This is a genomic window from Pollutimonas rozaliensis, from assembly GCF_048751585.1.
Lineage (GTDB): Bacteria > Pseudomonadota > Gammaproteobacteria > Burkholderiales > Burkholderiaceae_B.
This window is the reverse complement of record NZ_JAZHOB010000010.1, coordinates 37,069-60,569: the sequence shown is the minus strand read 5'-3', so window position 1 is coordinate 60,569 and position 23,501 is coordinate 37,069. Positions and strand designations below refer to the sequence as shown.

The following is a 23,501-nucleotide window of genomic DNA, read 5'->3' as shown; positions in this document are numbered from 1 at the left end:
CCCCATAAGGAGAAGACAATGAAGCTTACCCGCCCCCCCGGTTTAAAAATTGCCGTTATCGCGCTGGCCTTGGCGGTAATTCCCACTGCGGCAGCCAACGCAGCCAACCAAGTTCAATCATGGCCCAATCAGGCGATACGCCTAATCGTGCCATTCGGGCCCGGAGGCGGTTCCGACGTGGTCGGACGAATTCTGGCCCAGCACCTGTCGACCCGGCTGGGCCAGTCGGTCGTGGTGGAAAATCGCGCCGGCGCCGGCGGCAGCATCGGGGCGGCTCAAGTGGCGCGCGCGGCGCCCGACGGCTATACCTTGCTGCTGGGATCCAGCTCGGAGATCGTGCAGTACCCTGCCGTCAATCCCAAGGTTTCATACGATGCGCTAAAGGATTTTTCCCCTGTGAGCCAGGTGGCCACTGTGCCGCTGGTCGTCGCCGCCAGCCCCTCGTTGAAGGCCGACACGATGGCGGAACTGGTGGAGTATGCCAAAAGCCATCCTGACACGGCGAACTATGGATCGGCCGGCGTGGGCTCATCCACCCACCTGGCCATGGCGCTGCTTTTGTCCAAGTCCGGCATCAGCATGAACCACGTTCCGTATAAAGGCAGCGCCGCCGTGGTGACCGACCTGATGGGAGGCACGCTGCACGCAGCCATGCCGACGCTGTCCGCCGTGCTTCCGCATCGAGGCAACGATCGCATCACGCTGCTGGCGGTGTCCACCAAGGACCGCAGCGCCCTCTTGCCAGAGCTGCCTGGCATGGCCGAAGCGGGAGTTGCCGGCTACGACATCAGCCTGTGGACGGGCATCCTGGCACCGCAGGGCACGCCGCCGGCAATTATCGAAAAACTGAATAAAGAAGTGAATGCGATCCTGGAGCTTGCCGAAGTGAAACAGGCACTGGCAAATCAGGGAGCCGAAGCCGGCGGCGGCACCATCGGTCAGTTTGCGGAGAAAATCGGCAATGAAGCTGAATTATGGAAAGGCGTGGTCAAGGATTCCGGCATAACGCTCGAATGATTCCTGGTCCGCATGATCCGGTCGGAAAGCGCAAGCGTTTTCCGGCCGGATCGTCTTGGCTACAGACAAGCTAGCGCCGGTACAGCAGGCCGGCCAACAGGTCCACCTCGGCCCGCAGCACGGGAAGAAGCTCCGCCTGCCGTTGCGGCGTCATACGGCTGGTCGTCGCGGCCATGGTAAGGGCGGCTGCGGGGGATCCGAATTGCGTTATAACGGCCAAGCCCATGGCGGTAACGCCGGGAACGGCCATTTCACCGATGCTGGCGTAGCCCAGCTCCCGCCCACGCGCCACCAGCCTGCGAATGTCGGCTTCGTCGCAGTTGCCGTACACGCCCAGCCGCATCGCCACCGAAGCCAGAATCGTATCGACTTCGGACGAAGACAAGGCCAGCAACATGGCCAGTCCGCCCGCATTGACGCCCAGCGGCTGCCTGCTGCCTATGGTTACAACCGGAGTCTGAATGGAGTAGTGACCCAGGACGCGATCAATGCAAACGGCATCGTTGCCTCGGCGGATGAACAGGAAAGCGGTGTCGCCGCTTTCCTCGGCCAGCCTGCGCAGTGACGGCGCGCTCATCTCCAGCAAATTGAACTGCGGCGCGGCCGCAATGCCCAGCTCGAACGCCAGCGGGCCCAGCCGATAGCGGCGAGTGGCGGCATCACGCTCCACCATCTGCTCCGCCTGCAAGGCTTTCAGCATGCGATGGGCCGTCGGCTGCTGCAGGCCGCAAAGCTCGGCCACTTCGACAAATCGCAGACCGGCTTCCTGGTATTCCGCCAGCACCTTCAGCACATCGACCAAGCGGCGGATGGCCTGGGTCCCGGGCACGGCCGCCCGGCCAGCGGGTCCCGCTTCAAGCAAATTATCCATATAGTGGAATTACAAAGAATAGGCATTGACACTGCCGTAGCAGCTATCTAGATTGATGGCATTGATTCAAAAATACTTGCCATCCATATTACCGCACTTAGAAAACTTCCATATTATGAATGAAAATTTCCCCACAACACCTGCCGAACGGTTGCCTTATTCGGCCATCATCGATCGCCCGCCTTTAAGCCGCCCCGAAAACGCCCGCATTATCGTGTGGCCTATCGTCAATGTGGAGCACTGGGACATTGCCCGTCCCATGGCCCGTCAGGTATTGCCGGCGCCTACCGGCGTCACGCCCTTTCCCGACGTGCCCAATTGGGCCTGGCATGAATATGGCATGCGGGTGGGATTCTGGCGCATGAAGGCCTTGTTCGATAAGCTGGGCGTCGTCCCGACGCTTTCCATCAATGGCATGGTGTGCTCCAGCTACCCGCGGGTGGCTCAGGCGGCGCATGACGCCGGTTGGGAATTCATGGGGCACGGCTATATCCAGATGCCGACGCACGCGGTCGACGACCAGGCTGAAATGATCGCCAAGACGGTGGACGCCATACGCGGTTTCACGGGCAATGCTCCCGTTGGCTGGCTAGGCCCCGGACTGACCGAAACCCTGGACAGCGTCGATCTGCTTCATGCGGCCGGCATACGGTATATCGGCGACTGGGTCCTGGACGACGAACCGTGCCGCCTGAAGACGGCCACCGGCCCGATGGTCGCCATGCCCTACTCCGTGGAACTCAACGATGTTCCCATGATGGCGGTTCAGCACCATCGCTCCGAAGAGTTCTATACGCGCGTACGAGACAGCTTCGATCGCCTGTACATGGAAGGCGAAGAACGTGTCCGCGTGATGGCGATTGCCGTCCACCCTTTCCTCAGCGGCGTCCCCCATCGCATCAAGCACCTGGAGAACGCTCTGACATACATAGCTGGACATGAAGGCGTCCGCTTCATGACCGGCAAACAGATACTGGAATGGTACGACAAGGCCAGTCCCGTCGAATCCGGCTCGGCAACCGCTCAATCTTAAGGAAACCCAAGGTATGCAAAAAACCTTTTATCCTCAGCAGCGCAACATGCGCCTGCTATCGCAAGACACCCTGGGCGGTTTCGGCGGCGTAGGCGAAGGCATTGCCATGCAGTGCCTGCCGGATGGGCGGCGTGTCCTGTGGCTGGCGCACGAAGGCGCACCCAAGAATTTCACCGCCGTCGACGTCTCCGACCCCCGTCATCCGCGCGTACTGGTCCAAACCGATCTTCCGCACGCCAATGTACGTTCGAACTCGCTGGAAATCAGCGGCAATCTCATGGCGGTGGCCTACCAGGTCAGCCAGCCAGGTCTCAAGCCCGCGGGATTCGATCTCTTCGACATCAGCCAGCCCGAGAAGCCCCGGTTGCTGTCTCACTTCGACGCCTCCGCTCCCCACTCCCGTGGCGCGCACTGCCTTTGGTTCGTGGACGGCACGACAGTCCACATGGCTTGCGGCGATCCCGAATTGGTTCCACACAACCCCAAGGATGACCAGGTCTATCGCATAGTCGACGTCAGCAATCCGACTTCGCCCAAGGCCATAGGACGCTGGCACCTGCCGGGAACCATGCAAGGCGACGATGCTCCGCCCCCCGAGCGCCTTGCTCCGGAATTCGATTCGGGCTTCCGCGCCCACAACACCAACGTCTACCCGCAACGGCCCGACCGCTGCTACCTGGGTTACCTGGATGGCGGCGCATTCATCATGGACATATCGGACCTGAGCAATCCCAGACCGATCTCACGATTCATGAACTCCCCGCCATTCAAGGGCTTCACGCATACCGCGCTGCCGCTGTTCGGGCGCAATTTGATGGTGGTCAGCGATGAAACCGTGCAGGACAACGCCGCGGACTGGCCCAAGCTGGTCTGGCTCGTGGACATAAGCGACGAAAAGCATCCGATCAGCATATCCACGCTGCCCATGCCGCCGGTGGAAATACACAAGCAAAGGGGCGGCCGCTACGGCGCGCACAATGTGCACGAAAACACGCCGGTGCCGGGATCCTGGAAATCAGAAGACATTCTCGTGTGCTCATACTTCAACGGCGGCATACGGGCCTACGATATCCGCGATCCCTACAGCCCGCAGGAGGTCGCTTATTTCGTGCCGGACGCGCCGGCGGGCTCGCCGGCCGGTTCCATACAGTTCAACGACGTGTTCGTCGACGACCGCGGCATCGTATTCGCCGTCGACCGCCATGCGGGCGGACTGTATGCAATCGAAATGACGGTGTAGCCATGCGGACGGATGCACGCACACCCGTCATTGTCGTATCGGGCTTTCTGGGCAGCGGCAAGACCACCCTGCTCAAGAAAGTACTGGCCACGCCCGAGCTATCGAATTCCATGCTCATCGTCAACGAGATCGGCGAAATCGGCATAGATCACCAGTTGCTCGAGCGATCCGATGACGAGACGGTGCTGCTCGATAACGGCTGCATGTGCTGCCAACTGCGCGGCGACCTTCAGGCGCTGCTCGTCGACCTGGGCATGCGTCGATATCGCGGGGAACTGCCCAGCTTCGACCGCGTCATCATCGAGACCAGCGGCCTTGCGGAACCGGGCCCCATCGCCCAAACATTGTATGGCGACGGCCCGCTGGCACGCGATTATCGGCTTGCCCACGTCGTCGCCTTGATCGACCCGGTCAATGCACAGGCGCGCCAGGCCGCACAGGCCATAGCCGACGCGCAGGTGGCGGCAGCCGACCTGATCATCCTGAGCAAGTCCGACCTGTCCACGCCCATCCAGGCCGACGCCGCCTGGGCCTGGGCGCGCTCGATCAATAGCTATGCCAACGGCATCGCCGCAACGCAGGGCGATATCGACATTGCCTTGCTGGCCAATGCCACGCCGTTCGATCATCCCGCCTTCCTGCCGGGAAATGCCGGCGGCCTGTTCGGCGATATTCACGCTCTCAGGCAAAACGACGCGTCCGACGGGCGGCCGTCCGATGAAACCGCCTCGCCAGGCGCCGAGGGCGCCTATCTTGCCCGGCAGCGCTCCATCCATCCCGCCGGCATCGCCAGCTTCGCCCTGCGTTTTGATGCGCCGCTTGATCGCTCCTTGTTCGATTTGTTCATGTCCACGCTGCTGCGCCTGCGGGGCCAGGACCTTCTACGCGTGAAAGGCATCGTCTATTTCGAAGGCGAGAGCCAAGCGCAACTGATCCAGGGCGTATGCCATGTCTACGATCGGCCCGTGGCTCTGGAGCGCGACCCGGGTGGAACCGGGCAATCGGCGCTGGTATTCATCGCCCGCAATCTCGAGCGCGCGCAGATCGAAGGCTACTGGCAATCCCTGCAGGCGCTCGCCAAATAACCTACCCCCTCAACTTTTACGTTGCTATAACCGGAGACATACATGAAAAAAATTGCACGACTTTCCCGACCCTTGCTTTGCGCCCTGGCGCTGGCGGCCAGCCCTGTGCTGGCACAGGGCAGCTATCCCACGCAGCCCATACGCATGGTCGTGGGTTTCCCGCCCGGAGGCATTTCCGACGTCGTGGCGCGAGCCGTCGCCAGCGAAGCATCCACAGTACTGGGGCAGACCATCGTGGTGGAGAACCGTCCCGGCGCGGGTACGACCATTGCGTCGGATGTCGTGGCGCGCTCCAAAGCGGACGGCTATACGCTGCTGTTCCAGGACCTGACCACGCATGCGATCAACGCCAGCCTTTACAAGAAGCTGCCCTACGACACCATCAAGGACTTCACCCCGGTGGCGATGGTGTCGTCCACCCCCTTGTTGTTGGTGATCAATGCGAAGTCACCCGTCAAGACCGTCAAAGAATTGAATAGCCGCATACAAGAGAAACCCGGCGCCTATTCCTATGGCTCGTCCGGAAACGGCACCATCATCCATCTAGCCAGCGAAATGATGAACAAGGCCGTCAAGAACGACATCGTTCATATTCCCTACAAGGGCAGCGCGCCGCTGGTGACTTCCATCATTTCCGGAGACATCGAATATGCATTCAGCAGCATGCCTCCCGCCATTACGCAGGTCAAGGCCGGCAAGTTGCGCGCTCTGGCCGTCAGCACCCCCGACCGCATCGATGCATTGCCCGATGTTCCCACCATCCGCGAAGCAGGTGTACCCGCCGCCGAACTCACGCTGTACAGCGGAATCCTGGGGCCTGCAGGCATGCCCAACGAGATCGTGTCCCGTCTGAACGAGGCCTTCGGCAAAGCCGTGCAAAGTCCCAAGATAATCCAGACCTTTGGCAATCTGGGCGCCAAGCCGCTGAATACCCCGCCTGCGGAAATCGCAAAGCTGCTGGAGTCGGAAATATCCCGCTACGGCAAGGTCGTACAGGAAACCGGCATCACCATAGATTGACCGGGCAGGCAGCCCAGGGACCAGGGGCGCCCTGGCGCGCCCCTTACAGCATATACAGCAACCATCAAACATAGAATCCACCGTATGTCCAAGCCCAAGCTCATTGTTGTTTCCACCGGCGGCACCATCACCATGACCAGCGGCCAGGGGTCGAAAGGCATCGCGCCTACGCTCACCGCCGCCGATCTCCTTAACGCCGTTCCCCAAATTGGGCAGCAAGCCGACATCGAGGCCCTGACCTTCAGCAGCATGCCCGGCGCTTCACTGACAACGAACCATATCGTGGACCTCGCGCAGCTGATTCAACAACGGTTCGACGGCGGCATCGATGGCGCCATCGTCATCCAGGGCACGGACACCATCGAGGAAACGTCCTTCCTGCTCGACCTGCTCGTCGCCGACAAGAAACCGGTTATCGTCACGGGCGCCATGCGCGGCGCCCAGGCAGCCGGCGCTGACGGCCCCGCCAACCTGCTGGCCTCGATCGTGGTGGCCGGCTCGCCCCATGCCGCCGGCCGCGGCACCCTGGTCGTGCTGAACGACGAGGTGCATGCCGCCGCCTTTATCCGAAAGGGACATACCGGCCTGACATCCTCCTTCATGTCGCCCAGCGCCGGCCCCGTCGGATTGGTTTGCGAGCAGCGCGTGCTGTTCACCTCATCCCCCGCCATGCCCCGTCTTGCGATATCCCGACCCGGCGCCTTGCCGGACATCGCAATCGTCAAGGCATGCCTGGGCGATGACGGCCGCCTGCTTGGCGCCTTGCCCGGCATGGGTTATGCCGGAGCTGTCATCGAAGCGATGGGCGCAGGACACGTTCCGCAAAGCTGGGTTCCGGAGCTGTCCGACCTGGTGGAAAAAATGCCGGTCGTGCTTGCCGTACGAACGCCAGCTGGACCCGTGTTCACCAATACATACGGATTCCCGGGCTCGGAAATCGACCTGATAAACCGGGGCTTGATACCAGCCGGCCTGCTTGACGCATTGAAGGCGCGCCTTCTGCTTGGGACATTAATGGGGAGCAATGAAACGGCCGAGGGCATACGCCTTCAATTCAAGCGTTTCAGCAATCTGCAAGCTTGACGCCACCTTAAACGGCGGAATGTGTCATGATACCGGTGCTTTTATTCCGGTACCTGGCACTGCCTGCCAGGGGCATTCTTTTTATTGGCTAAGCGCCCAGCCACTTCGGCGCCACGCCGACCCAGCATAAGCTTATGAATACCTTCCACATCATCGAACTACTTCTACTTGGAATCGGCAGCGGCTTCCTGGCCGGGCTGCTCGGAATAGGCGGAGGCATGGTCCTTGTCCCATTCCTTACCTTCATGTTCTCGTTGCAAGGCGTGGACAGCGAGCTGGCGGTCAAAATGGCTATTGCCACGTCCATGGCAGTCATCATTTTCACATCCATCTCCAGCGTCCGGGCCCACCATAAACGCGGCGCGGTGCGCTGGGATATCGTGCGCAAGCTCGCTCCCGGCATTGTCATCGGCAGCATGATAGGCAGCGTAGGGGTATTCTCCGTGCTCAAGGGCGCTTATCTGGCCATCTTCTTCGGCGTCTTCGTCGCCTTTTCAGCCACGCAGATGTTCCTGGACAAGAAGCCGCCACCCACACGCCAGATGCCGGGCACCGGCGGGCAGTTGCTTGCGGGCGGAGTCATCGGTTTTTTTTCGGGCCTGGTCGGCGCGGGAGGCGGTTTCATAAGCGTCCCCTTCATGGCCTGGTGCAACATCGCCATCCATACAGCCGTGGCCACCAGCGCCGCACTGGGCTTTCCCATTGCCGTGGCCAATGTGGCCGGCTATATCGTTTCGGGCATGTCCGTTACCGGCCTGCCGGCGGGCGCGTTCGGCTATATTTCACTGCCGGCTCTGGGATTGATTGCGGCAGCCAGCGTTTTTACCGCTCCCCTGGGAGCCAAGGCCGCCCATAACCTTCCCGTCAAGAAGCTCAAGCGTGTCTTTGCCGGCATGCTGTACGCCCTGGCCATCTATATGTTCTTGAAAGGCATCAACGCCTGATGAAACGCACATGCAGGCGCGCCGATTCCGGCGGCCTGCCATGCGTTTGAAGCTCCGGCGCCTTTCCGCCCCGATCCACCTAGACGATAATACCGCCGCCCAGGCAGACATCGCCGGCATAGAGCACGGCGGATTGCCCAGGCGTGACCGCCCATTGGTTCTCGGCGAACGACAAAGAGAAGGCATCGTCGGCAATGCCTTCCAGGACACAGGCCGAATCGGCCTGCCTATAGCGGGTTTTTGCCGAATATTCGCCCGGCTCCGGCGGATGGCCGGCCACCCAACTGGCATCCTGCGCCCGCAGGCTCTGGCCCAATAGCCAAGGATGGTCGTGCCCCTGCACCACATACAAGGTGTTGCTTTCCAGATCCTTGCGAGCCGTATACCAGGCGTCGGCCGTGCCATCGTCGCGCTGCTGTCCTTTTACCCCGCCTATACCCAGGCCTTTGCGCTGGCCCAGCGTGTAAAAGGACAAGCCCTGATGCTGGCCCAGCACTTGGCCCTCGGGCGTCTTGATGGGGCCGGGCTTGGTGGGCAGGTAACGATTCAGGAACTCGCGGAAAGGCCGTTCGCCAATGAAGCAAATGCCGGTCGAATCTTTCTTGGCGGCATTCGGCAGTTGCAAGGACTGCGCAATGCGCCTGACTTCGGTCTTGGGGATTTCGCCCAAGGGGAATAGCGTCCTGGCCAGTTGCTGCTGATTCAATCTGTGCAGGAAATAGCTTTGGTCCTTGGTCAGGTCCAGCGCCTTCAGCAATTGATATTGCGAGCCGCTGGCCGTCTGGACGCCGCGCACACGGGCGTAGTGGCCGGTGGCGATATGCTCCGCGCCCAGCGCCATGGCATGGTCCAGGAAGGCCTTGAACTTGATTTCGGCATTGCACAGGACGTCGGGGTTGGGCGTACGGCCGGCGGAATACTCGCGCAGGAAATCGGCAAAGACCCGGTCTTTGTACTCGGCCGCGAAATTCACGGCTTCGATGTCGACACCGATCAGGTCCGCCACACTGGCGGCGTCCAGCCAATCCTGCCGTGTGGAGCAATACTCCGAGTCGTCATCGTCTTCCCAGTTCTTCATGAACAGGCCCAGCACGTCGTAGCCCTGCTCTTTCAGCAACCACGCGGTGACCGAGGAATCGACCCCGCCGGACATGCCGACCACGACGCGTCCTTTCGATACAGATGTTTTAGACATTCCCGTATTTTAGACGCTGGCGCGGGACAAGGCCTGATCGACGATTTCCACCCAGTGGCGCACGGGAATTTCCGTGCCGCTTTGCAAATGCGTGATGCACCCTATATTGGATGAAACGATGCAATCGGGCTGCGTTGCCTGTATGGCGTCAAGCTTGCGGTCGCGCAAGGATTTGGCCAATTCGGGCTGGGTAACCGAATAAGTGCCGGCCGAGCCGCAGCACAGATGCGATTCGGTGAAGGGCTGCATCGAAAAGCCCAGGTCGGCCAGCATGCGTTCGCTGACGCCGCGCAGCCCCTGCCAATGCTGCAAAGTGCATGGCGGATGAAACGCCGTCTTGCCCGGCAAGCCGTCCAGCCTGGCTTTGAGCTGGGCCGCGTGGGGGGCGACGACCTCGGCCACATCGCGCACTTTGTCGACCAGGCGCAGCGCCTTGGCAACATAATCGGGATCGTGGCGCAGATGATGCGCATATTCCCTGACCATGGCGCCGCAACCGGATGCGTTCATGATGATGCATTCAGCCTGGCCGCTATCTAGCAGCGGCAGCCATGCGTCGATATTGGCGCGCATCTGATCAAGCGCGGCCTCTTGTGCATCCAGGTGGAAATTGATCGCCCCGCAACAGCCGGCGCCCGGAACAACCCGGGTACCTATGTCCAGCGCGTCAAGGACACGTATGGTGGCGGCATCGATGGCGGGCATCATGGCCGGCTGCACACAGCCGGCCAGCATCAGGACCTGGCGCGCGTGGCGCGCCCCGTTCGACGGGACGGCGCCCGCTGGCCGGAAGGATGGAATCTTGTTTTTTAATACAGTGGGCAGCACGGGGCGCAGCATGCGGCCCAGGGCCAGCGCCGGGCCGAACAAGCGAGAGTTCAGCATGCGGCGCAGCAGCGCGCGCGTCATCCGCTGGGCAAGCGGCCGCTCGACCCGTTGGTCGACCAGATTGCGTCCGATATCGACCAGGGCGCCGTACTCCACGCCCGAAGGACAGGTGGTTTCGCAGTTTCTGCATGTCAGGCAACGGTCCAGGTGCTCTTGCGTGGCGGCGGTTGGCTCCACGCCTTCCAGCACCTGCTTGATCAGGTAGATGCGCCCGCGCGGGCTGTCGCGCTCATCGCCCAGTATTTGATAGGTGGGACAGGTGGCCAGGCAAAAACCACAATGCACGCAGCGGCGCAGTATTTCATCGGCATCCTGCCCCAGCTCGGATTCCTGCGCCCAAGACGCTAGATTTGTTTGCACGGTTTACTCTCAAAAATCGGGAAACAGGCGTTTAGGATTAAATATACCCACCGGGTCGAGCTCCTGCTTCAGGCGCCGATTGATATTCTTCAGGCCGGACTCCAGGGGGTGGAATACAGGCACATTGGCCGGCCTGGAATCGAAACGGAACAGGGTCGCATGCCCGCCGCGCCGGGCGATGGCGGCACGGAAGTCGGCGGGGGAATCGACGGCGCAGACCCAGCGCTGCCCTCCATTCCATTCAATCAGCGTCGAGCCGGCTTCCAACGCCGGGGCTTGGGGCGGCAGCGCCACGCGCCACAAAGGCCGCGCCTGGAAGAAAGGATGAGTCTGGTCGCGCATGCTGTCCCAGAACGCCCGCGCCGCCGGCTCGGGCAGCACATCGCCGCCCAGCCTTTTGATGCCGTTCAATACCGCGGGCTCGCTGCCCGACAGCCGCACATGCAACAGTCCCCCGGGCACATCGGGCTGCGCGAGCCAGGCCGTCCCGGTAATGGGCAGGGGCAGGCCTCGCCATGTATTGAAATACTCCAGGGCGCCATCCTCATCGACCTCGATCAATACGGTTTTTTCCTGGAAAGGCTTGGGCGCGACCTTGATGGAGACTTCGATGAGCGCGCCGAAGATGCCCATCGAGCCGGCCAGCAGCCGCGAAACATCATAGCCCGCTACGTTTTTCATTACCTCGCCGCCGAAGCTCAGGGTAAGCCCCGATGAGTCCAGCAGCTTGGCCCCCAGCACGAAGTCGCGCACACTGCCGGCCGCCATGCGCCTGGGACCGGAGAGTCCGCTAGCCACACAGCCACCTATGGTGGAAGCCGCGCCAAAACGCGGGGGCTCGAAGGCCAGCATCTGGTTCTGCTCGTCCAGCACTTTTTCAAGGTCGCTGAGCAGCGTGCCTGCCTTGACGGTGACCACGAGCTCGGAGGGTTGGTAGTTGACTATGCCGTGATAGCCGGACAGGTCCAGCACGGCAAAGTCGGGGATGGCTTCGCCGTCGAAAGGCTCGCCATAGAAATTCTTGGTTCCGCCGCCCCGTATGTAAACGGGACGCTCGGCTCCGCGAGCGGCCATCACTTGCTGCGAAAGTTCGGATAACGCGAAATCCATGCTTGATCCTTAAAAACGAGGCAGATCGGGAAAGCGGATTTCACCGCTGTGAACATGCATCTTGCCGTACTCGGCGCAACGCACCAGCGTCGGGATGAGCTTTTCGGGGTTCAGCAGCCCATAGGGATCGAAAGCCTTTTTCAGGGCGCTGAAGAAATCCAGCTCTTCACGGGTGAACTGCACACACATCTGGTTGATCTTTTCCAGGCCCACCCCATGCTCACCGGTAATCGTACCGCCGACCTGCACGCAAAGTTCCAGAATGGCCGCGCCGAATTTCTCGGCGCGTTCGACTTCATTGGGCTGGTTGGAATCGAACAGGATCAGGGGGTGCAGATTGCCGTCGCCCGCATGGAAGACGTTGGCGCAACGCAGGCCGTACTCGTCTTCCATTTGCTCGATGGCGCTCAGCACACGCCCCAGATGGCGGCGCGGAATCGTGCCGTCCATGCAATAGTAATCGGGCGATACACGCCCCGCGGCCGGAAAGGCGTTTTTGCGGCCCGCCCAAAAAAGCAGCCTTTCCTCCTCGGAGCTGGATACCTGCAGCCGGGTTGCGCCGGCCTGCTGGAAAACCGCCTGCATGCGCGCGATTTCGTCATCGACTTCTTCGTCGGTGCCGTCCGATTCGCACAGCAGGATGGCGGCGGCGTCCAGGTCGTAGCCGGCATTGACGAACGGTTCGACCATGTGGACAGCCCGCTTGTCCATCATCTCGAGGCCAGCGGGGATGATGCCGGCGGCAATGACGTTGGTGACGGCCTGGCCGGCCGTCTCGACACTGGAAAAACTGGCCATGATGACGCGTGCGCAGGTCGGCTTGGGTATCAGCTTGACGGTGACTTCCGTAACAACGCCCAGCATGCCTTCGGAACCGATGAAGGCCGCCAGCAGATCCAGCCCGGGACTGTCCGGCGCTTCGGAGCCCAGCTCCAGGACATCGCCGTCTATGGTCACCACGCGGACCCGCAGGATGTTGTGCACGGTCAGGCCGTATTTCAGGCAATGCACTCCGCCGGAGTTTTCGGCGACGTTGCCGCCGATCGAACAAGCTATCTGGCTGGATGGATCCGGCGCGTAATACAAACCGTAGGGCGCGGCGGCCTCGGATATGGCCAGGTTGCGCACGCCGGGCTGGACCACCGCCGTTGCCGTTTTGGGGTCGATTTTTTGGATTCGGTTGAGCTTGGCCAAGCCCAGCAAAATGCCTTGCGCGTGCGGCATGGCGCCGCCCGAAAGGCCGGTGCCCGCGCCGCGGGCGACGATGGGAATATTGAAGGCCTTGCAAGCCTGCAAAACCGCCACAACCTGCTCTTCGGTCTCGGGCAGTACGACCACCGGCGGCAAGGCCCGGTACAGCGAGAGGCCGTCGCACTCGTAAGGCCGGGTATCCTCAACCTTGGTCAATATGCAATGCTGGGGCACGCTGTGCCTGATCCGAGCGATAAGGCCTGCAAAGTCCGGCAAAGTCCCCTGCGCCGGCGCTATCGAAGTATCGTTCATGTGTCTCTTTTGTTATTGCTGCGCCCCTTCCGGCGCAGGCGCATTTATACGTGCGGGATGATCTTACCCGGATTCAGGATATTGTGCGGATCGAACGCCTTTTTCAGGCTGTCCATCAAGTCCAGGGCATCCTGGCCATGCTCGGCAAGCATGAATTCCATTTTATGCAGGCCCACGCCATGTTCGCCGGTGCAAGTTCCATCCATTTGGATGGCGCGCTCCACCAGGCGCTGGTTAAGCCTTTCGGATTCCTCCCATTCCTGGGGGTTGTCGGGGTCCAGCAGCATCAGCACATGGAAGTTGCCGTCGCCGACATGGCCCACGATGGTATAGGGAAAACTTGCACGGTCCAATTCGGCCGCCGTCTCGGATACGCACTCGGCCAATCGTGAAATGGGCACGCATACATCGGTGGTGCTGGAGCGGCAGCCCGGGCGTAATTGCAAGCCCGCGAAATAAGCATTGTGGCGGGCTGTCCATAGCCGGCTGCGATCTTCGGGCCTGTCGGCCCATTCGAAGTCCATGCCGCCGTTATCGTGGGTAATGCTTTGCACGATCTCGGCCTGCTCTTTGACGCCGGCCGGACTGCCGTGGAATTCGAACAGCAAGAGCGACGATTCCTTCAGGGCCAGCTTGCTGTAGGCATTGGTGGCCTTGACCGCCCAGGCATCCATGAACTCCACGCGCGCCACCGGCACGCCCATCTGTATGACCTCGATAACGCTCTGCACGGCGGCATCCAGCGTGGGGAAGTTGCAGATGGCGGCCGATATGGCCTCGGGTTGCGGGTACAGGCGAACGGTGACTTCGGTAATGATGCCCAGGGTGCCTTCGCTGCCCACAAAGATACGCGTCAGATCGTAACCGGCGGACGATTTCCTGGCCCGGTTCGCCGTCTCGATGACGCGGCCATCCGCGGTCACGACTTTCAGCGACATGACGTTCTCGCGCATGGTTCCGTAGCGAACCGCATTGGTGCCCGAGGCGCGCGTGGCCGCCATGCCGCCCAGGCTGGCGTCGGCCCCTGGATCGATCGGGAAAAACAAGCCGGTATCGCGAATCTCGTCGTTCAACTGCTTGCGGGTGACGCCCGCCTGCACCGTGGCGGTGAAATCGCCCGGATGCACGGCCACCAACTGGTTCATGCCTGACAGGTCCAGGCTGATGCCGCCTTGTATGGCCAGCAGGTGGCCCTCCAGCGAGGAGCCCACGCCAAACGGTATCAAAGGCACTTTATGCCGATGGCAATGCCGCGCCACCCAAGCCACATCTTCGGTGCTGAGGGCGAAAACCACGCCGTCCGGCAGCATGGGCGGATAAGGAGACTCGTCGCGTCCGTGATGCTCGCACACGGCGTGGGCCGTGGAGAACCGGGAGCCGAACTGCTCTTGAAGCGCTTCGAGAAAGCCAGCGGGAATCATGCGGCGCATGGCTTGCGTAACGACGGGGGCATTCATGCCTGGACTCCTTAACTTTCCGATGTTTCCATCTTGATACTAACGGTTTTTAAGCCTGATTGCCGATCAGGGCATTTGCCGATTGCGTCCGCAGTTGACGCCGATTCTTGACAGCCTGCGACAGGCGCTCAAGCACCTGCAAGGAAGCATCCCAGTCTATGCAGCCGTCGGTAATGCTCAGTCCATAGGTCAGAGGCTGTCCGGGCACCATATCCTGGCGGCCGCCCACCAGATTGCTTTCCACCATCACGCCGAATATCCGCTCGTCGCCGGTTTCCATCTGCCGGGCAACGTCGTCCAGGACCAGGGGCTGGTTGCGATAGTCCTTGTTGCTGTTTGCATGGCTGGCGTCGATCATGATGCGCGGGCGCAGGCCGGATTTTTCCAGTGTCTGGCTTGCCGATTCCACATTCTTGGCATCGTAATTAGGCACTTTACCGCCGCGCAGGATGACGTGGCAATCGTTGTTGCCCACGGTGGAAACAATGGCGGAGTGGCCGCCCTTGGTAACCGACAGGAAATGATGCGGCTGCGATGCGGCCTTGATGGCGTCGATGGCGATCTTGATATTGCCGTCGGTGCCGTTCTTGAAGCCGACCGGGCACGAAAGGCCGGAAGCCAGTTCGCGGTGAACCTGGCTTTCGGTAGTACGCGCACCGATGGCGCCCCAGGACACCAGGTCGGCAATATATTGGGGTGTAATCATGTCAAGGAACTCGCAACCGGCGGGCAGCCCAAGCTTATTGACCTCGATCAGCAATTCACGCGCCGTGCGCAGGCCCTGGTTGATATTGAAGCTGCCGTCCAAACCGGGATCGTTGATCAGCCCTTTCCAGCCCACGGTGGTGCGCGGCTTTTCGAAATACACACGCATGATGATTTCCAGCTCGCCCTTGTAGCGGTCGCGCTGGGCGACCAGGCGATTGGCATACTCGATGGCGGCGACGGGATTGTGTATGGAACACGGGCCGATCACCACCGCAAGGCGATCATCGCTGCCCTGCAAGATGTCATGCAGCGCATGGCGGGCGCCGTAAACGGTGGCCGAGATCCCGGTGGTGCAGGGAAATTCGCGCATGACATGCGACGGAGGGCTAAGTTCCTTGATTTCCCGGATACGTAAATCATCAGTATTGTGCAACACGGCTTAACTCCAGAGTAGGTGTCCAACGTAGCGGGCGGTACAAAAAAAGCCGCCTAGCTGAGCTGGCGGCTTTTTGGGAATTTGGTTCTTTTTTACTGCGTACAACGCTTCCCTTCCTCCACCAGCGGTTTTGGAAAAGCAAAAAAATAAAAAAAGAAAAATTGGAAAGCGCGATACATAGTCGTCAATCCTAGCACAGACTTGCCATGCTGCCAACGATTACTTTCAAACCCAGCACCCTCCCTCTGTAAAAAACCATGCGCAATAGATTCATTATGTTTATATTGATTTGAATAGAAATAATTATATGGTGTATGATTTTTGTAGCTATCGTTTTATAGCAAAACAATATCGCTGAGGGAGTCCTCGTCGTGCCAATCACCTAAAAAGGACAAGCAATGAACAAGACTCATCAAGTCGCCCTATACGCCGTTGCCGCCGTGCTCGCCACAGGCGCCGCCACGCTGGCCCATGCCGCCAGCCTGCAGGACATCAAGAGCCGCGGCCAGGTACGCATCGCGGTTGCCAATGAAATCCCTTATGGGTATATGGATCTGGACGGCCAGGCCAAGGGCGCCGGCCCCGATGTCGCCAAGCACATCATGGAACAGCTGGGCATCAAGAAAATCGAATGGGTCACCACGAATTTCGGCTCCCTGATCCCGGGCCTTCGGGCCAACCGCTTTGACATGGTGGCCGCTGAAATGGCCATCCTGCCCCAGCGCTGCAAAGAGGTGCTGTTTTCCGAACCGAACAGTTCCTACGGCGAAGGCCTCCTGGTTGCCAAGGGCAATCCCGACAATGTCCACACCTACCAGGACTTTGCGAAGTCCGACAAAAAGGTGGCCATCATGGCGGGAGCGGACCAGTTGGAAATGCTGCAGGCGCTGAACGTGCCGCCTGATCGCATGGTGACGATATCGAATAACGCCGATGCCATTTCCACGGTATCGACCGGTCGAGCCAGCGCTTATGCCGCCACCAGCCTTACCGTCAGCCAGTTGGCCCAAAAGAGCAAGAAAGTGGAGCCCGCCGCAAACTTTACCGACCCCGTCATCAATGGCGTTCCTGCCCGCAGCTGGGGCGCATTCACCTTCAGCCAGGACTCCGAAGATTTCCGCAATGCCGTGAACACGGAGCTGGCGAAGTTCAAAAAGACGGACGGATGGAAAAAAATCCTCTCCCAGTACGGATTCAGCGATGCGGACGCCAAGGAATCATTCAGCAAGACCACCGAGCAGTTGTGCGCCGAATAAAGCGCTGAGTCGGCCATGGAATGGTTAAGCTACAGCACCCCGCTGCTGCAAGGCGCCTGGGTAACGATACAGCTCACGGTCTACTCCACCATACTGGGAGCGTTCTTCGCCTTTGCCTTCGGACTGGGGAAACTGTCGCATAATTGGCTGGCGCGGGGCGTATCGATAGTCTTCATCGAAGTCTTTCGCGGCACCTCCCTGCTGGTGCAATTGTTCTGGCTGTACTTTGCACTGCCCATTCTGGGGCAGGCAATCGGCCTGGACCTGCGTCTTCCGCCGGTGATTGCCGGCACGCTGGCCCTTAGCCTGAATATCGGCGCTTATGGAGCCGAAGTGGTCCGAGGCGCCATCCAGGCCGTGCCGCTGTCCCAGCACGAGGCGGCCAAGGCGCTGGATTTCACACCCAGACAGGTGCTATGGCGCATATCCCTGCCTCAGGCCATTCCCGAGATGATGCCCAGCTTCGGCAACCTTGCCGTCCAGAACCTGAAGGACACCGCGCTGGTGTCGCTGATCAGCCTGGGCGACCTGGCATTCCGGGCCGAGCAGATCCGCAACTTCACGCAGGACAGCGTTACGGTCTATACCTTGCTGCTGCTGATGTATTTCGGCATGGCGCTGGTGCTGACCGCCATCATGAAGCTGCTGGAACGGTCGGTCGGACGCTGGCGCGCGGGGAGAACCTGACATGCTGTTCGGCATAGAGTGGGACACGGCCAACAACTGGCTGTTCGCGGGCTCCATACTGCCCATACTGCTGAAAGGCCTGGTGGTTACCCTGCAGGCCACCGTGCTGGGATTCGTCGTGGCGGCGGTGCTGGGCCTGATCCTGGCCGCCCTGAAGGCGTCTCGCATCCGGCTGATTTCCTGGCCCGCGCGGCTGTTCACGGAATTCATCCGCGACACGCCGCTGCTGGTGCAGCTTTTTTTCCTGTACTACGTCCTGCCGGAATACGGCATCGTGCTGCCGGCCTTCCTGACCGGCGCGCTGGCCCTGGGCCTGCAATACAGCGCCTACACATCGGAAGTCTACCGGGCGGGAATAGAATCCATCGCCCATGGGCAGACCGAAGCGGCGCGGGCGCTGGATCTTTCGGCGTTGCGCACCTTCAATGCCATCATCGTGCCGCAGGCCATTCCACGCATCATCCCCGCGCTGGGCAATTACCTGGTGTCCATCATGAAGGACGTGCCGGTGCTGTCGGTCGTATCGGTCCTGGAGATGCTCAATGTCGCCAAGATCATCGGCGACCGCACGTTCAATTACCTGATCCCCCTCTCCATGGTAGGCGGCCTGTACCTGATATTGACGCTGGTGGCTTCCGCCGCCGTGCGCTATCTTGACACGCGCCTGCCCAAGCAAGGATTACCCCTGCGATGACAGAACCCATTATCAAATTCGATAAGGTGGTGAAGCGCTTCGGCGACGTCACCGTCCTGGATGAGCTGGACTTTGAAGTGCAAAAAGGCGAGAAGGTCACCATCATCGGCCCATCCGGATCGGGCAAGTCGACCGTGCTGCGCATACTGATGACGCTTGAAACCATCAATGAGGGCGTCATCCACGTCGCCGGCAAGCCATTGTGGCACCAGTACAAGGATGACCGCCTGGTGCCCGCCAGCGAAGAACATTTACGCCAGATGCGCAAGGAAATGGGCATGGTGTTCCAGCAGTTCAACCTTTTCCCTCACATGACCGTGCGGCGCAATATTACCGAGGCGCCGGTGCAGGTGCTGGGCCTGTCCAAGGACAAGGCGAATGAGCGTGCTGAAAAATACCTGGAACTTGTCGGCCTTTCAGATCAGGCCGACAAGTTCCCCAGCCAGTTGTCGGGCGGCCAGCAACAACGCGTGGCCATAGCCCGCGCCCTGGCCATGCGGCCCAATATCATGCTGTTCGACGAACCCACGTCGGCGCTCGATCCCGAACTGGTGGGCGAAGTGCTCACGGTCATACAGCGCCTGTCCGAGGAACACGATCTGACCATGCTGCTGGTGACCCACGAGATGCAGTTCGCCAAGCAGATTTCAGACAGGGTGTGTTTTTTCGACAAGGGCCGGATTGTGGAAGAAGGGCCGCCCGAACAGGTGCTGGCCGAGCCCGAACAGGAACGCACGGGTGAGTTCCTGAAGGGCTTCATCAATCCAGCCTGACCCCATTTCCCTAGGCCGCGGCAAGCGCCTCGGCGGCCAGCGGTGTCAATGCGTCGAAACGGCGTCGCGTGGCTATGTGCTCGGGACGCGGCGTCAGTCCATACTTGGGCGGCTGCAGCGTGTTTTCCATGCTGTTGTACACCATGAACACATTGGCGCGTGGCCACGGCGATATATTGCCGTTGGAGCCATGCATGGTGTTGCAGTCGAAAAACACCACCGATCCCGCTTTGCCCACCATGGGCCGTATGCCGCCCTGCTCCACCAGCAAGCGCAGGCTGATGGGGTCCGGAACACCGTATTCCTGCTGCTTTAACGATTTCTTGTAATGCTCGTCGGGCGTCCGCCCCTGGCACGACACGAACTGCCGATGCGAACCCGGGACCAGCATCAGCGGCCCGTTGCATTCGTTATTGTCGGTCAGCAGGACAGAGCAGCTAAGCGCCCGCATGCTGGGCATGCCGTCCTCGACGTGCCAGGTTTCGAAGTCGGAATGCCAATAGAACTCCTTGCCCTTGAAGCCCGGCTTCATGTTGGCCCGGGACTGATGCATATAGACTTCGGAACCCAGTATCTGCCGTGCAATATGGATAAGACGAGGATCGCGGGCCAGCCTGGCCAGCCTATCGCTAAGCTCGTGCACCCTGAAGATGGAGCGCACGGCATCGCTGCCCGGTTCGGTGATCGCCTCTTCCAGGCCCGTGATGGATGGATCCGCGCTCATGCGCCCGACCTCGTCCAGCAAGGCCTGCACCTCGTCCGGTCCGAACACGTTTTCCAGCATCAGGAAACCATCGCGTTCGTAGGACTGAGCCTGCTCGCTGGTCAAGGCGTCGGCGTACTGCCCTTGTTCATAAATGACCGGATCCCGCCTGGCTATGATGGCCGAGGACCGGTCGTTGCGGGAAACATATAAATCACTCGCTAAGGTATTCATTTACTCTCCTTGCGGCTTACGCCACATTCTGCGCCTCGGCGGGATAGACGCCCTTCTCGTCATGAACCTCGAAGCCGGTCAGCGGCGGATTGAACACGCAGATCACACGCAGGGGTTCTTTGCCGCCGCGCAGCCAGTGTTCGTCGTTCTTATCCAGGGCATACACCACGCCGGGGCCGAGCGCGTATTTTTTTCCGTCCGCTATGGTCTCGATCTCCCCGTCGCCCTCGACGCACCACACGGCTTCCAGGTGGTTCACGTAATGAATGTGCGTTTCGGTTCCGGGAAAGATCACGGTTTCATGAAAAGAAAAGCCCATGCCGTCTTTCTGCAGCAGCACCCTGCGGCTGAGCCAATTATTCGTCTTGACTTCGTGATCCGTGCCAATCACATCTTTCACATTTCTTACGATCATCCCGCTCTTCCTCCAAATTTCAAAACCTGGGCGCGCGCGCCCTTGCCGCTCAGCACTTCGGACAGGCTGCGCTCTATGACCTCCAGGCCACGCTGCAGCAGCTCGTCTTCTATGGTGAGCGCCGGCAATACCTTCAAGACCTCGTCGTTGGCGCCGGATGTCTCGATGACCACGCCATGCTCGAATGCCTTTTGGGCCACGCGGGCGGCGATATCGTCATCGGCGGGCGTAACCAGACCCTGGATGAGGCCGCGGCCGCGCACGCTCAGGCCGGAGCCCGGATAGCTGTGCACCAGGTTCTCCAGCCAGTCGCGCACCAGCCGCTCCTTGCGCTGCGTGGCGTCGGCGAACGCATCGTCGCGCCAGTAGCTGTCCAGCGCCTGCGCCGCCGTGACGAAAGCCAGGTTATTGCCGCGGAATGTGCCGCTGTGCGCCCCCGGCTTCCATACGTCCAGCTCGGGCTTCATCAGCACCAGCGACATGGGAAGGCCAAAGCCCGACAGCGATTTGGACAAGGTAATGATGTCCGGCTTGATGCCCGCCGCTTCGAAGCTGAAAAAGCCGCCCGTTCGGCCGCAACCGACCTGTATATCGTCAACGATCAGCAGCATGTCGTGCCGGCGGCACAGGCGTTCGAGTTCCTGCAGCCAGCGCTTGGAAGCCACATTGACACCGCCCTCGCCCTGCACCGTTTCGACGATGACGGCGGCGGGATGGTCCATGCCGCTGCTGGGGTCGTCCAGCATGCGCTCCAGATAGGCCATGGTATTCACATCCGGCCCCAGATAACCATCGAACGGCATGAAGGTCGTATTGCCTAAAGCCACGCCGGCCGCCTTGCGGAACTTGGCATTGGCGGTTACGGCCAGCGAACCGCCGCTGACGCCGTGAAACCCATGAGTGAAGGAAACTATGTTTTGCCGGCCTTTCACCTGGCGCGCAATTTTCAATGCCGCCTCGACCGCGTTGGTGCCGGTGGGGCCTGTGAACTGCAAGGTGTATTGCCATGAACGCGGTTTCAGCAAAACCTGGTCCACGGTTTCCAGAAAATATTTCTTGGCGCTGGTCGCCATGTCCAGCCCGTGCACCAACCCGTCGGTGTCCAGATACTCGATCAGCTTCTGCTTCAGCACGGGATTGTTGTGGCCGTAATTGAGCGTGCCCGCGCCGCTGAAAAAATCGATGTATTCGCGATCATTTTCATCGATCAGCACAGACCCTCTGGCCTGTTTGAAAATGACAGGGAAAGACCGGATGTAGCCACGCACTTCCGACTCCATCCGGTCAAATATTTTTAAATCCATCATTTTTTCTTCCTCTCGTGGTTATGAAACGCCATGCCCGCGGAACGGAAAAAAGCTCCGCGGCGGACGCTTCTGTTAAAGCTTCCGGCAAACGCCTGACCGTAAAAGCTAGGCGGCCCCGAAGGGCCCTATACGCAGCAAAGGCTCATCTTCATGGCTTTCGGCGCCGAACAGCGCGGGCTGGAAGCAAGGTTCTTCGTGTATGGGAGCGGACAACTGGCGCGCCAGCCCCGCGAACATGCCGCGGGAAGCCGCGTTGTCCGGGCCGACGGTGGTTTCGATGTATTGGACGGCACCCAGGCCTGGGCGCTGGAGCAGTTGGCTTAGCATGGAACGCGCCAAGCCTTGCCCTCTGGCGCGTTCATGGACAGCCACCTGCCAGACGAACAAGGTCTCGGGCCGACCCGGAGGGATGTAGCCGGACACGAAGCCGTCGAACGTATCCCCGCTACCCGAAAGGATGCAGGTTTGCGGGAAATGTTCGCTTAAAAGCAGATAGGTGTAGACGGAATTGAGGTCGAGTGGCGGGCACTCTGAAATCAGTCGGTGGATGGCTGCCGCATCGGTCTTGCACGGCATTCTGGTCCACGTTTGCGTGGCGGCGCGGACCTTGGAATCCGCGCGGGCATGAGGAAAATCAAGAGGGAGTGTAAGGGTCGCGCAATCTGTCACACCACCAGTCCCGATTCGGGAAGCGCCCCATTTATAGGGACGTCCAGGATAGGCGAAGCAGGCTCGCCAGGCGCCTCGGCCGGCGCAACGCCGTCCGATTCCATCAAGTCGACAATACGTTCAAGCGATACGGTCATCATGGCCCGTTCTCGTTCGGGCAGGGCGTTCAGGGCATCGGACAGCTTTTTCTGCAAGGGCGAAGGGGTTTCGCTGGCAAGCCTGATGCCGGCCTCGGTGGCGGTGACAAAAACGATGCGGCGATCTTCGCGGCCGCGTTCACGGCGTATCAGGCCTTTGTCTTCCAGGCGGTCGAGTATGCCCACGACCGTACTGGCGCTGACGTGGATTTCGCGGCTGATAGCCGTGGCGGTAAGCGGGCCCCGATCGATGACCGCGCGCAGGCACACCAGTTGCGGGGCGGTAATGTTGCTGCACGCGGCAAGCTGTCGGGAATGCAAGGCGACCGAACGCGTGATGCGCCGCAAGGCGCGAAGTATGCGCAAGTCGTAATGCTGGTCCGCTGAAGAGGCGTTAGTCATGATGATTCAGGTAGAAAACGATTCAGTTAAATTAATTTCTATTGAAATCATAAGCCCGATGATGGATTGTGTCAAACTTGTTTTTGGCAAGTGGATTTGCTGAAGGTCGAGATGATTTTGGAAACGTTTGTGCGGTGCGGTGTGGTGCGGTGTGGTGCTTTACACGCGTCAGGGGTGGCGGGAGGGGACTGAGCGCCCCCCGTGACCGGTTCGGCGCCCAGCGCGCCGAACGCCGCATCGTCTTGCTCGTCCGCCCATGCGGGCTCCCTTCGCC

At 60.5% G+C, this 23,501-nt stretch carries 23 protein-coding genes; 11 read left to right on the top strand and 12 right to left on the bottom strand.

Going from position 1 to position 23,501, the window contains the following annotated elements; all coding sequences use genetic code 11:
- The first annotated feature begins 18 nt into the window (after positions 1-18).
- Positions 19-1,017: a Bug family tripartite tricarboxylate transporter substrate binding protein gene (locus V0R37_RS18460; RefSeq protein WP_420375934.1), complete on the top strand. Its 999-nt coding sequence runs from the start codon at positions 19-21 to the stop codon at positions 1,015-1,017.
- Positions 1,018-1,087: 70 nt separating this feature from the next.
- On the opposite strand, the gene V0R37_RS18455 is transcribed toward V0R37_RS18460, so the two are convergent.
- Positions 1,088-1,888: an IclR family transcriptional regulator gene (locus tag V0R37_RS18455; RefSeq protein WP_420375933.1), complete on the bottom strand. Its 801-nt coding sequence runs from the start codon at positions 1,886-1,888 to the stop codon at positions 1,088-1,090.
- A 115-nt stretch (positions 1,889-2,003) separates the two neighbouring features.
- Here V0R37_RS18455 and V0R37_RS18450 point away from each other — a divergent pair, with 115 nt between their 5' ends.
- The 6 genes from V0R37_RS18450 (at position 2,004) to V0R37_RS18425 (ending at position 8,293) form a co-directional block, all read left to right on the top strand.
- Positions 2,004-2,921 (top strand): polysaccharide deacetylase family protein, encoded by a 918-nt coding sequence (locus V0R37_RS18450; RefSeq protein ID WP_420375932.1) that lies wholly within the window; start codon positions 2,004-2,006, stop codon positions 2,919-2,921.
- Positions 2,922-2,934: 13 nt separating this feature from the next.
- Complete coding sequence (locus V0R37_RS18445) at positions 2,935-4,161, top strand: LVIVD repeat-containing protein (protein ID WP_420375931.1); 1,227 nt, start codon at positions 2,935-2,937, stop codon at positions 4,159-4,161.
- 2 nt (positions 4,162-4,163) lie between these two features.
- Entirely contained in the window at positions 4,164-5,246 is a 1,083-nt protein-coding gene (locus tag V0R37_RS18440; protein ID WP_420375930.1) for a CobW family GTP-binding protein, read from the top strand.
- Between the two features lie 42 nt (positions 5,247-5,288).
- Entirely contained in the window at positions 5,289-6,266 is a 978-nt protein-coding gene (locus tag V0R37_RS18435) for a Bug family tripartite tricarboxylate transporter substrate binding protein (protein WP_420375929.1), read from the top strand.
- Positions 6,267-6,350: 84 nt separating this feature from the next.
- Complete coding sequence (locus V0R37_RS18430) at positions 6,351-7,349, top strand: asparaginase (protein WP_420375928.1); 999 nt, start codon at positions 6,351-6,353, stop codon at positions 7,347-7,349.
- A gap of 134 nt (positions 7,350-7,483) precedes the next feature.
- On the top strand, positions 7,484-8,293 hold the full coding sequence (locus V0R37_RS18425; protein WP_420375927.1) for a sulfite exporter TauE/SafE family protein: 810 nt from the start codon (positions 7,484-7,486) through the stop codon (positions 8,291-8,293).
- Between the two features lie 79 nt (positions 8,294-8,372).
- Here V0R37_RS18425 and mnmA read toward each other — a convergent pair whose 3' ends face one another.
- From mnmA to aroG, 6 genes are read right to left on the bottom strand one after another with little or no spacing between them, the layout of a single operon-like run.
- A complete protein-coding gene (gene mnmA / locus V0R37_RS18420) occupies positions 8,373-9,488 on the bottom strand; it encodes a tRNA 2-thiouridine(34) synthase MnmA (protein ID WP_420375926.1) in 1,116 nt (371 codons plus the stop codon).
- A 9-nt stretch (positions 9,489-9,497) separates the two neighbouring features.
- A complete protein-coding gene (gene glcF / locus V0R37_RS18415; RefSeq protein WP_420375925.1) occupies positions 9,498-10,736 on the bottom strand; it encodes a glycolate oxidase subunit GlcF in 1,239 nt (412 codons plus the stop codon).
- Between the two features lie 9 nt (positions 10,737-10,745).
- On the bottom strand, positions 10,746-11,846 hold the full coding sequence (gene glcE, locus V0R37_RS18410; RefSeq protein ID WP_420375924.1) for a glycolate oxidase subunit GlcE: 1,101 nt from the start codon (positions 11,844-11,846) through the stop codon (positions 10,746-10,748).
- A gap of 9 nt (positions 11,847-11,855) precedes the next feature.
- On the bottom strand, positions 11,856-13,349 hold the full coding sequence (locus V0R37_RS18405) for an FAD-linked oxidase C-terminal domain-containing protein (protein WP_420375923.1): 1,494 nt from the start codon (positions 13,347-13,349) through the stop codon (positions 11,856-11,858).
- Positions 13,350-13,393: 44 nt separating this feature from the next.
- On the bottom strand, positions 13,394-14,806 hold the full coding sequence (locus tag V0R37_RS18400; RefSeq protein ID WP_420375922.1) for an FAD-binding oxidoreductase: 1,413 nt from the start codon (positions 14,804-14,806) through the stop codon (positions 13,394-13,396).
- Between the two features lie 49 nt (positions 14,807-14,855).
- Positions 14,856-15,950, bottom strand: coding sequence for a 3-deoxy-7-phosphoheptulonate synthase AroG (gene aroG / locus V0R37_RS18395; protein WP_420375921.1), 1,095 nt, complete (start codon positions 15,948-15,950; stop codon positions 14,856-14,858).
- A gap of 398 nt (positions 15,951-16,348) precedes the next feature.
- Here aroG and ehuB point away from each other — a divergent pair, with 398 nt between their 5' ends.
- From ehuB to ehuA, 4 genes are read left to right on the top strand one after another with little or no spacing between them, the layout of a single operon-like run.
- Positions 16,349-17,206 carry an ectoine/hydroxyectoine ABC transporter substrate-binding protein EhuB gene (ehuB, locus tag V0R37_RS18390; RefSeq protein ID WP_420375920.1) on the top strand — a complete coding sequence of 286 codons (858 nt, stop codon included), beginning with the start codon at positions 16,349-16,351 and terminating at the stop codon, positions 17,204-17,206.
- Positions 17,207-17,221: 15 nt separating this feature from the next.
- Entirely contained in the window at positions 17,222-17,893 is a 672-nt protein-coding gene (gene ehuC / locus V0R37_RS18385) for an ectoine/hydroxyectoine ABC transporter permease subunit EhuC (RefSeq protein WP_420375919.1), read from the top strand.
- A gap of 1 nt (position 17,894) precedes the next feature.
- A complete protein-coding gene (gene ehuD / locus V0R37_RS18380; RefSeq protein WP_420375918.1) occupies positions 17,895-18,587 on the top strand; it encodes an ectoine/hydroxyectoine ABC transporter permease subunit EhuD in 693 nt (230 codons plus the stop codon).
- On the top strand, positions 18,584-19,360 hold the full coding sequence (gene ehuA, locus V0R37_RS18375) for an ectoine/hydroxyectoine ABC transporter ATP-binding protein EhuA (protein WP_420375917.1): 777 nt from the start codon (positions 18,584-18,586) through the stop codon (positions 19,358-19,360). Before ehuD ends, ehuA begins: the two co-directional genes overlap by 4 nt.
- Positions 19,361-19,370: 10 nt before the next feature.
- On the opposite strand, the gene thpD is transcribed toward ehuA, so the two are convergent.
- The 5 genes from thpD to V0R37_RS18350 form a co-directional block, all read right to left on the bottom strand.
- The gene (gene thpD / locus V0R37_RS18370) at positions 19,371-20,297 is read right to left on the bottom strand and encodes an ectoine hydroxylase (RefSeq protein WP_420375916.1); all 927 of its coding nucleotides are present in this window, start codon (positions 20,295-20,297) and stop codon (positions 19,371-19,373) included.
- A gap of 16 nt (positions 20,298-20,313) precedes the next feature.
- Positions 20,314-20,712 (bottom strand): ectoine synthase, encoded by a 399-nt coding sequence (locus tag V0R37_RS18365; protein WP_420375915.1) that lies wholly within the window; start codon positions 20,710-20,712, stop codon positions 20,314-20,316.
- A complete protein-coding gene (ectB, locus tag V0R37_RS18360) occupies positions 20,709-22,016 on the bottom strand; it encodes a diaminobutyrate--2-oxoglutarate transaminase (RefSeq protein ID WP_420376124.1) in 1,308 nt (435 codons plus the stop codon). Before ectB ends, V0R37_RS18365 begins: the two co-directional genes overlap by 4 nt.
- A gap of 108 nt (positions 22,017-22,124) precedes the next feature.
- Positions 22,125-22,595, bottom strand: coding sequence for a diaminobutyrate acetyltransferase (gene ectA / locus V0R37_RS18355; RefSeq protein WP_420375914.1), 471 nt, complete (start codon positions 22,593-22,595; stop codon positions 22,125-22,127).
- 89 nt (positions 22,596-22,684) lie between these two features.
- Positions 22,685-23,227: a MarR family winged helix-turn-helix transcriptional regulator gene (locus V0R37_RS18350; RefSeq protein ID WP_420375913.1), complete on the bottom strand. Its 543-nt coding sequence runs from the start codon at positions 23,225-23,227 to the stop codon at positions 22,685-22,687.
- Between the last annotated feature and the right edge of the window lie 274 nt (positions 23,228-23,501).

Coding starts and splice junctions, on each gene's coding strand:
- V0R37_RS18435 (WP_420375929.1), top strand. CDS start 5,289: ATGAAAAAAATTGCACGACTTTCCCGACCCTTGCTTTGCGCCCTGGCG.
- V0R37_RS18365 (WP_420375915.1), bottom strand. CDS start 20,712: ATGATCGTAAGAAATGTGAAAGATGTGATTGGCACGGATCACGAAGTC.
- V0R37_RS18440 (WP_420375930.1), top strand. CDS start 4,164: ATGCGGACGGATGCACGCACACCCGTCATTGTCGTATCGGGCTTTCTG.
- mnmA (WP_420375926.1), bottom strand. CDS start 9,488: ATGTCTAAAACATCTGTATCGAAAGGACGCGTCGTGGTCGGCATGTCC.
- V0R37_RS18425 (WP_420375927.1), top strand. CDS start 7,484: ATGAATACCTTCCACATCATCGAACTACTTCTACTTGGAATCGGCAGC.
- V0R37_RS18405 (WP_420375923.1), bottom strand. CDS start 13,349: ATGAACGATACTTCGATAGCGCCGGCGCAGGGGACTTTGCCGGACTTT.
- ectA (WP_420375914.1), bottom strand. CDS start 22,595: ATGCCGTGCAAGACCGATGCGGCAGCCATCCACCGACTGATTTCAGAG.
- ehuC (WP_420375919.1), top strand. CDS start 17,222: ATGGAATGGTTAAGCTACAGCACCCCGCTGCTGCAAGGCGCCTGGGTA.
- V0R37_RS18450 (WP_420375932.1), top strand. CDS start 2,004: ATGAATGAAAATTTCCCCACAACACCTGCCGAACGGTTGCCTTATTCG.
- ehuD (WP_420375918.1), top strand. CDS start 17,895: ATGCTGTTCGGCATAGAGTGGGACACGGCCAACAACTGGCTGTTCGCG.
- V0R37_RS18400 (WP_420375922.1), bottom strand. CDS start 14,806: ATGAATGCCCCCGTCGTTACGCAAGCCATGCGCCGCATGATTCCCGCT.
- ectB (WP_420376124.1), bottom strand. CDS start 22,016: ATGGATTTAAAAATATTTGACCGGATGGAGTCGGAAGTGCGTGGCTAC.
- V0R37_RS18460 (WP_420375934.1), top strand. CDS start 19: ATGAAGCTTACCCGCCCCCCCGGTTTAAAAATTGCCGTTATCGCGCTG.
- V0R37_RS18430 (WP_420375928.1), top strand. CDS start 6,351: ATGTCCAAGCCCAAGCTCATTGTTGTTTCCACCGGCGGCACCATCACC.
- V0R37_RS18445 (WP_420375931.1), top strand. CDS start 2,935: ATGCAAAAAACCTTTTATCCTCAGCAGCGCAACATGCGCCTGCTATCG.
- ehuB (WP_420375920.1), top strand. CDS start 16,349: ATGAACAAGACTCATCAAGTCGCCCTATACGCCGTTGCCGCCGTGCTC.
- thpD (WP_420375916.1), bottom strand. CDS start 20,297: ATGAATACCTTAGCGAGTGATTTATATGTTTCCCGCAACGACCGGTCC.
- glcE (WP_420375924.1), bottom strand. CDS start 11,846: ATGGATTTCGCGTTATCCGAACTTTCGCAGCAAGTGATGGCCGCTCGC.
- ehuA (WP_420375917.1), top strand. CDS start 18,584: ATGACAGAACCCATTATCAAATTCGATAAGGTGGTGAAGCGCTTCGGC.
- V0R37_RS18350 (WP_420375913.1), bottom strand. CDS start 23,227: ATGACTAACGCCTCTTCAGCGGACCAGCATTACGACTTGCGCATACTT.
- V0R37_RS18455 (WP_420375933.1), bottom strand. CDS start 1,888: ATGGATAATTTGCTTGAAGCGGGACCCGCTGGCCGGGCGGCCGTGCCC.